The 6,753-nt window shown below is 72.5% G+C and carries 8 protein-coding genes and 2 pseudogenes; 2 read left to right on the top strand and 8 right to left on the bottom strand.

The window, feature by feature from the left end; translation table 11 throughout:
* Nucleotides 1–88 (top strand): annotated as a pseudogene (locus AX737_RS36560) (transglutaminase); the annotation flags it as partial.
* Between the two features lie 3 nt (nt 89–91).
* On the opposite strand, the gene AX737_RS29425 reads toward AX737_RS36560, so the two are convergent.
* Nucleotides 92–361 carry a hypothetical protein gene (locus AX737_RS29425; protein ID WP_066927544.1) on the bottom strand — a complete coding sequence of 90 codons (270 nt, stop codon included), beginning with the start codon at nt 359–361 and terminating at the stop codon, nt 92–94.
* 314 nt (nt 362–675) lie between these two features.
* On the opposite strand from AX737_RS29425, the gene AX737_RS29430 reads away from it, so the two are divergent.
* Complete coding sequence (locus AX737_RS29430; protein ID WP_066927547.1) at nt 676–1,374, top strand: transglutaminase-like cysteine peptidase; 699 nt, start codon at nt 676–678, stop codon at nt 1,372–1,374.
* Between the two features lie 42 nt (nt 1,375–1,416).
* Here AX737_RS29430 and AX737_RS29435 read toward each other — a convergent pair whose 3' ends face one another.
* The 7 genes and pseudogenes from AX737_RS29435 to AX737_RS35040 all read right to left on the bottom strand — a co-directional run.
* Nucleotides 1,417–1,746: a hypothetical protein gene (locus tag AX737_RS29435; protein WP_066927549.1), complete on the bottom strand. Its 330-nt coding sequence runs from the start codon at nt 1,744–1,746 to the stop codon at nt 1,417–1,419.
* A gap of 100 nt (nt 1,747–1,846) precedes the next feature.
* Nucleotides 1,847–2,056: a DUF3126 family protein gene (locus AX737_RS29440; protein ID WP_066927551.1), complete on the bottom strand. Its 210-nt coding sequence runs from the start codon at nt 2,054–2,056 to the stop codon at nt 1,847–1,849.
* 88 nt (nt 2,057–2,144) lie between these two features.
* Nucleotides 2,145–3,008: a serine O-acetyltransferase gene (gene cysE / locus AX737_RS29445; protein WP_066927553.1), complete on the bottom strand. Its 864-nt coding sequence runs from the start codon at nt 3,006–3,008 to the stop codon at nt 2,145–2,147.
* A 296-nt stretch (nt 3,009–3,304) separates the two neighbouring features.
* Nucleotides 3,305–4,303, bottom strand: coding sequence for a helix-turn-helix transcriptional regulator (locus AX737_RS29450; RefSeq protein WP_348626818.1), 999 nt, complete (start codon nt 4,301–4,303; stop codon nt 3,305–3,307).
* A 263-nt stretch (nt 4,304–4,566) separates the two neighbouring features.
* Nucleotides 4,567–5,460 (bottom strand): transglycosylase SLT domain-containing protein, encoded by an 894-nt coding sequence (locus AX737_RS29455; protein ID WP_066927557.1) that lies wholly within the window; start codon nt 5,458–5,460, stop codon nt 4,567–4,569.
* Between the two features lie 175 nt (nt 5,461–5,635).
* Nucleotides 5,636–6,478, bottom strand: coding sequence for a Cof-type HAD-IIB family hydrolase (locus AX737_RS29460; RefSeq protein WP_066927559.1), 843 nt, complete (start codon nt 6,476–6,478; stop codon nt 5,636–5,638).
* Nucleotides 6,475–6,753: pseudogene (locus AX737_RS35040) on the bottom strand (gluconokinase); the annotation flags it as partial. The pseudogene AX737_RS35040 and the gene AX737_RS29460, both read right to left, overlap by 4 nt.

Here is a 6,753-nt window from a genome sequence, read left to right on the forward strand (position 1 = left end):
CGTCTTCGTCAAGCGCGAGAGCCAGGACGCCACCGCCTGGGTCTCGCTCGGCGGCCTCACCTCCCCGGCGATGACCGCCAACCGCTGAGGATCAGGCCGCCTCCGCCACGACGAGCGGCCGCTTCACGGCCTTCAGGCGGATGACGTAGGCCTCGATCCGGCCGACGAAGGCGGCCAGATGCGGCGCCACGCCCCGTAGGCTCGCGAGGTCGCGCAGCAGGATATCGAGCGCGAGCGCCCGGTCGCCCTCGGTCGGGCAGGCCGCCGCGAAGGTTTCCACGGCGTACTCGGCGATCCCCTGCGCTCCCTCCCGCCCGTCCTCGGCGAGCGCGCGGATCACGTGCTGGATGGCGGGCTGCATCGCTGGGTCCTGTTCCTGAGGCACGTTGGCCGGGTTCTTGCGAGATCGTCGGTTCGTCCGGACGAATCACCCGGACGCGGAGCATCGTCTCAAGCCGGCAAATGGGCGCGGAATCAAGCGCTCCCGCACACGCGCGGCTCTCACATGCCGACGATGCATGGCTGCAACGCCGCCGATCGGCGCACGCGCAACACGAAAAACTTTTGGAACCCCGTCCGGCCAGGTGCGTTAACTCGCCCTTCATTTTCGGGTTGAGCGCCGTCCGGTGTCATGCAACCTTCATTGCAACGACGAGGGCGGTGGGGGCGGCGGGCATGGCGCACGCGGTTGTCCAGGATGTGGCCGAGACGGCGCTGGCTCTATCGGCACCGCGCCGGAGCGTCGTCCGGCGTCTGGGGCGGGCCTGCAGCTTCGGCCTCGTCGGCACGATCCTGATGCTCGGGGGCGCCTCCACCCAGGCCGGCAGCAGGCCCACCCTGCCGGAGGACGGCCTCGGGGTCGAGACCGGCGGCGAGGTGCGCCCCGTCGCGGCCTGGACGGCGATGTGCGCGCGGATGCCCGAGGAATGCGCCGTCGACACGCGCGAGCCGGCGGTGATACCCCTCAATACCGCCCTGTGGCGGACGCTGACCAGCGTGAACCGCCGCGTCAACGGGCGCATCAAGCCGATCACCGACCAGGCCCACTGGGGCGTGGTTGATCGCTGGGACTACCCGGACGACGGCTTTGGCGATTGCGAGGACTACCAGCTCCTGAAGCGCCGGATGCTGGTGGAGCGCGGCCTGCCGAAGCGCGCGCTGCGCATGACGGTGGTGATCGACGAGATCGGCGAGGGCCACGCGGTGCTGATGGTGCGCACCGACCGCGGCGACTTCATCCTCGACAACAAGACCAACGCAGTCCTGTCCTGGCGCCGCACCGGCTACGCCTACATCAAGCGCGAGGGGCAGGACGGCGAGCGCTGGGTCTCGCTCAACGGCGGCGCTTCGCCGACGGTGACGGCTAACCGCTGAGGTCGTGGATCCCGAAGGTGGAGACCTTCGCGATCCCGGGGCTCAGACGCCCGCGATCAGACCGGCCAACCGCAGCGCGAGGCTTCCCGAGAGCAGGCTCCAGCTGCAGGCGATCATGGTGGCCAGCATCACGAAGGGGATCGGCCTGCCCTCGATCCGCCGCCCCCGGACGGTGTTGCGCAGGATGATGAACGGCGCGCTGAAGGCCAGCATCGGCAGCGCCGCCGCGGCGGACACGCCGCCCCGCTCCAGCAGGCTGAAGCTCGCCCGGCGGGCGGTGAGCAGCTCGTAGGCGCTGGCGAGCAGGCCGGAGAGGGCGAGGCCGACGCAGAGCGTGCGGATCGATTCGAGGGCGGCGGGCGAGACGACCATGCGCGCGGACTCCTTTACGGGATCGCGCGCACTCTAACCCGGTCGTTTACGGAACGTTAAGCGTTTGTCCGGGCTAGGGTTAACCCGTCAACAGGCACGCCTAGTCCTCAAGGTCGATGTCGAGGATCGGCATCCGGAACACGAACGAGTCGTCGCCGTCCTCCTTGTCGTCGGCGATCACGCCGATCGACTCCTCGCCGATATACACCTCCGCCGAGTCGGCGGCCTTCATGGCGACGATGCGGATGTTGTTGTTCGCGAACTTGCGGCGCAGGTAGTCCTGCAGCTTCGCGATCTCGGGCTTGGTCACGCTGTCTCGTCTCCTCTGGCTATGGGGCGCGGGCTTGCCATGCCGCGGCGCGGGCGGCAAGCGCGCCCGCACCCGCGCAGGGGCGCCCTCAGATGCCCTCGGCCATGTGGATGAACTGGTCCATGCTCACGAGCTGGTCCATGGCCCGCGCCGGCTCGGCGCAGCCCGCCGTGCCGACCACGCGGGCGGGAACGCCCACCACCGTGGTGTTCGGCGGCACCGGGCGCAGCACCACGGAGCCCGCGGCCACGCGCGCGCAGGCCCCCACCTCGATGTTGCCGAGGATCTTGGCGCCCGCGCCGATCATCACGCCGCGGCGGATCTTGGGATGTCGGTCGGCGCCCTGCTTGCCGGTGCCGCCGAGCGTCACCGCGTGCAGGATCGAGACGTCGTCCTCGATCACCGCGGTCGAGCCCACGACGACGCCGGTGGCGTGGTCGAGGAAGATGCCCCGCCCGATCCGTGCCGCCGGGTGGATGTCGCACTGGAACACCTCGGACGAGCGGCTCTGCATGTAGAGGGCGAGGTCACGCCGCCCGGCGGTCCAGTAATGGTGCGCGAGGCGATGCGCCTGGATGGCGTGGAAACCCTTGAAGTAGAGCACCGGCTCGATCGCCCGGAAGGTCGCGGGATCGCGATCCATCACCGCCACGATGTCGGCCCGGAAGGCCTCGCCGATCCTTGGATCGTCGCGCAGGGCCTCGAAGAAGCCGTGCGCGATGAGTTCGGCCGGTAGCGCCGGGTGCCCGAGCCGGTGGGCGACCCGGTGGGCGACGGCCCCCTCCAGCGTCTCGTGGTTGAGGATGTTGGCGACCATCAGGGAGGCGAGCTGCGGCTCTTCGCGGAGCACGGCCTCGGCTTCGGAGCGCAGGCGGGACCAGACCGGATCGCAGACCGCGAGCGTCTCGTCGTGGCCGTGGGCGACCTGACTGACGGCGGGGCTTGCGCTCATGCTTCTCTCCTCGAACTCGGTCTCCTGGGACGCGCCGGGGCGCCCGGAGCGGGCGGCGCGTCCCTCCCGGCGTGCCGCGCCTCAGCGCGTGCCGGGGAAGGATTCTACCCGATAACAGCCGTCCACGAAGTCCCGATCCTGCGGCATCAGGGTTGCGCAGGCCCGAGTCCATGCGGAAGGCTCGGGTTCCGTACGGCGGAGCGTGGGGGCGGCCTCTGTCCCGATCAAGACCCGCGGGGCAGCGCGCCGTGACGAAGCGGCCGGGCAGACACGCGCCGGGGCCGCGGATCCGGGGCTCAGACGCTCGCGACGCGCGCGCCGAGGCCGAAGCGGGTCTCGATCGCGGCGGTAAGCCGCTCGACCATCGTGTCGAGCGGGATGTCGGAGGTATCGACCGTCGCCTGGCAGCGGGCGTAGAGCGGCTCGCGGCTCATCAGCACCGCGCGCAGCTCCTGCATCGCGGTGGCGTGGTCGCCCGTCATGGCGAGATGGCCCTGGTCGCGCACCCGCTGCATGTGCTCCTCGGGCTTGGCCCGCAGCCAGATGCTGTAGAAGTTCTGCAGCAGCAGGTCGTAGGTCAGCGGCTCGGCCACGATGCCGCCGCTGGTGGCCAGGATCATCGGGCCGGGATGCTCGGTGAGGCGGCGCAGCGCCGCCTGCTCCAGGCGTCGGTAGCCCTCCTGCCCGTAGATCGCGAAGATCTCGCGCACCGAGAGTGCGTTCTCGCGCTCGATCTCGGCGTTCAGCTCGATGAAGGTCCAGCCGATGCGCACCGCGGTGAGACGCCCGAGGGTCGACTTGCCGGCCCCGCGCAGGCCGACCAGGGCGACCCGCTGGCGCATGGCGCCCCCGCCCTGCGCGTTGCCCGAGAGGACGGCCTTGGCGGCCGCGATCTGAGCGGGCGTCGCGCGGGTCACGAGGTCGCGCACGACCGGCCAGTCGGGGATCGCGTCGGTGCCGGTGATCAGGTCGTCGAGGCGCACGCCCATGGCGTTGGCCACCCGGCGCAGCAGGATGATCGAGACGTTGCCCTGGCCGCCCTCGAGCTGCGCGATGTAGCGCTCGGACAGGCCCGAGGTCTGCGACAGCGTCTTGCGCGACAGGCCGCGCACCGTCCGCGCGTGGCGAACCCGGCGACCGAGATCGGCCAGAAAGAGAGATTCCTGTTCCACCACGCCGTTCATGGCGTCCGTCCGCCTTCCTTCATAGGCAGGGAGCGGCCCCGAGGGGCCGTCCTGCGCCCGGTGCGGCGGCACGCCTGTCCTGCCGTCCGCGTCCGGTCCGTCCCGCTGCACAGGCGATGCCCTCCGGGCACGGATCCGCCAAAACCTCGCGGCCCAGCGTGTCCGTGAGAGCCGATGCCTCCCGCCCGGATCGGGCGCTCCCCCCGCCGCGTCCTGCGGTGGTTCAGGGCCGCTCGCGCTGCGGTGCAGCGAAGCCCGCCACCTATCTGTTGTGCCGGGCCGCGGGGGTCAAGCCGGGCGGGACCTGTTGGGTGCGGATAGTCGGCCCCGGAAGCGGTCCTGGACGCGGTCCCGGGTGGGCCACCGGAGCCGCCTCACTGGGCGGGGGCCTGCGGGGCCGGCAGGGCGGAGGCCTCCAGGATGGGCTGGGCGCCGGCCTTGCGGGCGAGGGCCGCTGGCCGGGGTGCCGGAGCCGCCACGGCGGCGAGCACCTGAAGGCTGGGCCGACGCGGCGGCAGCGGCACCTCGACGCTCTCGGCATGAGCCTGTTCCGCGCCGGTCCCCTGGGGCTGGCCGGCGGTGACCGGAGCCGCGGCGGGGGGAGGCGCCGCCGCCTGCGCGGCGGCGATGTCGAGGGCGGCCAGCTGCACGGTGTCCGCGGACGCGCCCCCGAGGGCGGCGGGCCGGCGCGGCGGCAGCGGCACCTCGACGCTTGCGATCTGGACGGAAGCGGCCGCCAGGGTCGGCGCGTAGGCCAGCGCCGTGCCGGCCGCGGCGAGGCTGGGGTCGGCGGCGGGCGGCGGGCCGGTGAACAGGCTCGCCACGGCGCTGGCCGAGGCGGCCACCGGGGCCATCACGCTGGCGACCTCCGTGGCGAGGCCCTGGCGCTTGGCTGCGTAGTAGTAGCCGCGGTTGTAGTAGGTGTAGGCCTGCGCGAGGTTGCCCTTGGCGGTCTTGTAGGCGCCCGCCAAGTAGGCGACGCCGTAGCGCAGGTTGGTCTCGGGATCGTAGAGGCCGGCCGCGTCGCCCTGGTAGCCCAGGCCCTTGGCGGTGGCGTGCTTGATCTGCATCAGCCCGAGCGCGCTGCCGCCCCGGGCGTTCGGGTTGTAGTTGCTCTCCCGCTTGACCACCGCGTGCACGAAGCTCGCGGGAACGCCGTTCGCCCGGGCCTGCTGCTCGATCAGCGCGTCGATGTTGTCGCGCGCGCCCTGAGCGAAGGCCGTGGCCGGCGCCGCCGCAAGGGCGGTCGCGAGGAGGAGGCGATGCATTCGAGACCCGGTAATTGTTCTGGCCAAGCTGTGGTCGGGTCGAAATGAGGCCGGAAAGCGGCCCGGCCGCGTCAGCCTGTGGGCGGCCGGTCCGGACGGACGGGCCTGTGCCTCGTGCGACACAGCACGTGCCGCGTGCCGCGCCCGATCATGCCCGGATTCTGTTGCGCGCCGGTTACGGCCGCGGCGCCGCAGCCAGGATCAGGCGATCCACCGCGCCGGCGAAACCGTCCGATTCGTTCGAATCGGTCGTGGCCGAGGCCGCCGCCTTCACCGCATCCTCCGCGTTGCCCATGGCGACCGAGAGCCCGCTCCGCGCGAACATCGCCCGGTCGTTGGCGGCGTCGCCGAAGGTCGCGATCCGCTCCGGCGCGAGGCCGAGATGCCGGCCCATCCAGGCGACGAAGGCGCCCTTGTCCTGCCCGGGCGGCGTCACGTCGAGGTAGTAGGGCTGCGAGCGGTGCACGCTCGCCCGCTTCCCCAGCGCCTCCGCGACGGCGGCCTCGCAGGCGGCGAGGTGGGCGTGGTCGCGGCTCACCCCGACGATCTTCTGGGCCCGCCCGAGCAGGGGCGCGAGGTCGTCCCGCACCCGCGGCTCCGCCTGCAGGGTGCGGCGCTCGAGATCCGTGTAGGGCCCCTCTGCGTCGCGCAGCCACCACGCGCCCGCGGCGAAGACCCAGACGTCGATCCCCGCCCCCGTCAACCGGTGCGCGGCCTCCCGAGCGGCGTCCTCGGGAATCGCGTGCTCCTCGATCACGGCGAGGTCCGGGCCGACCACGCAGGCGCCGTTGAAGGCGCCGAGCGGCAGGGCGAGGCCGAGGTCGCGGACGAGGCCGCGCAGCCCGACGGGCGGGCGCGACGAGGCCAGGGTGAAGCCGATGCCCGCCGCCCCGAGGCGCCGCACCGCCGCGACGGTGGCGGGCGTCAATCGCTTGTCGTCCGTCACCAGGGTTCCGTCCACGTCCGAGATCACCAGGGCGATGTCCGGCCGCGTGCCCGCGCTTCGACGCGGGCTCATGGCTCGCCCCTTCCCGCCTCGCGCCCGAGCGCGGCGACCACCTGCTCGGCGATGCGCTCCGGCGGATCCTCGATGCCGACGACGACTGGCCGCTCGTCCGGATCCGGCGGTTCGAGGGTGGCGAACTGGCTGTCGAGCAGGGCCGGCGGCATGAAGTGGCCGGCACGCTCCGCCAGCCGCCGCTCGATCAGCGCGCGGTCGCCGTCGAGGTAGACGAAGCGCACCTCGGGACGCCCCAGGGCCAGCCCCTCGCGGTAGCGGCGGCGCAGGGCCGA

The organism is Methylobacterium sp. CCH5-D2 (assembly GCF_001556475.1).
Lineage (GTDB): Bacteria > Pseudomonadota > Alphaproteobacteria > Rhizobiales > Beijerinckiaceae > Methylobacterium > Methylobacterium hispanicum.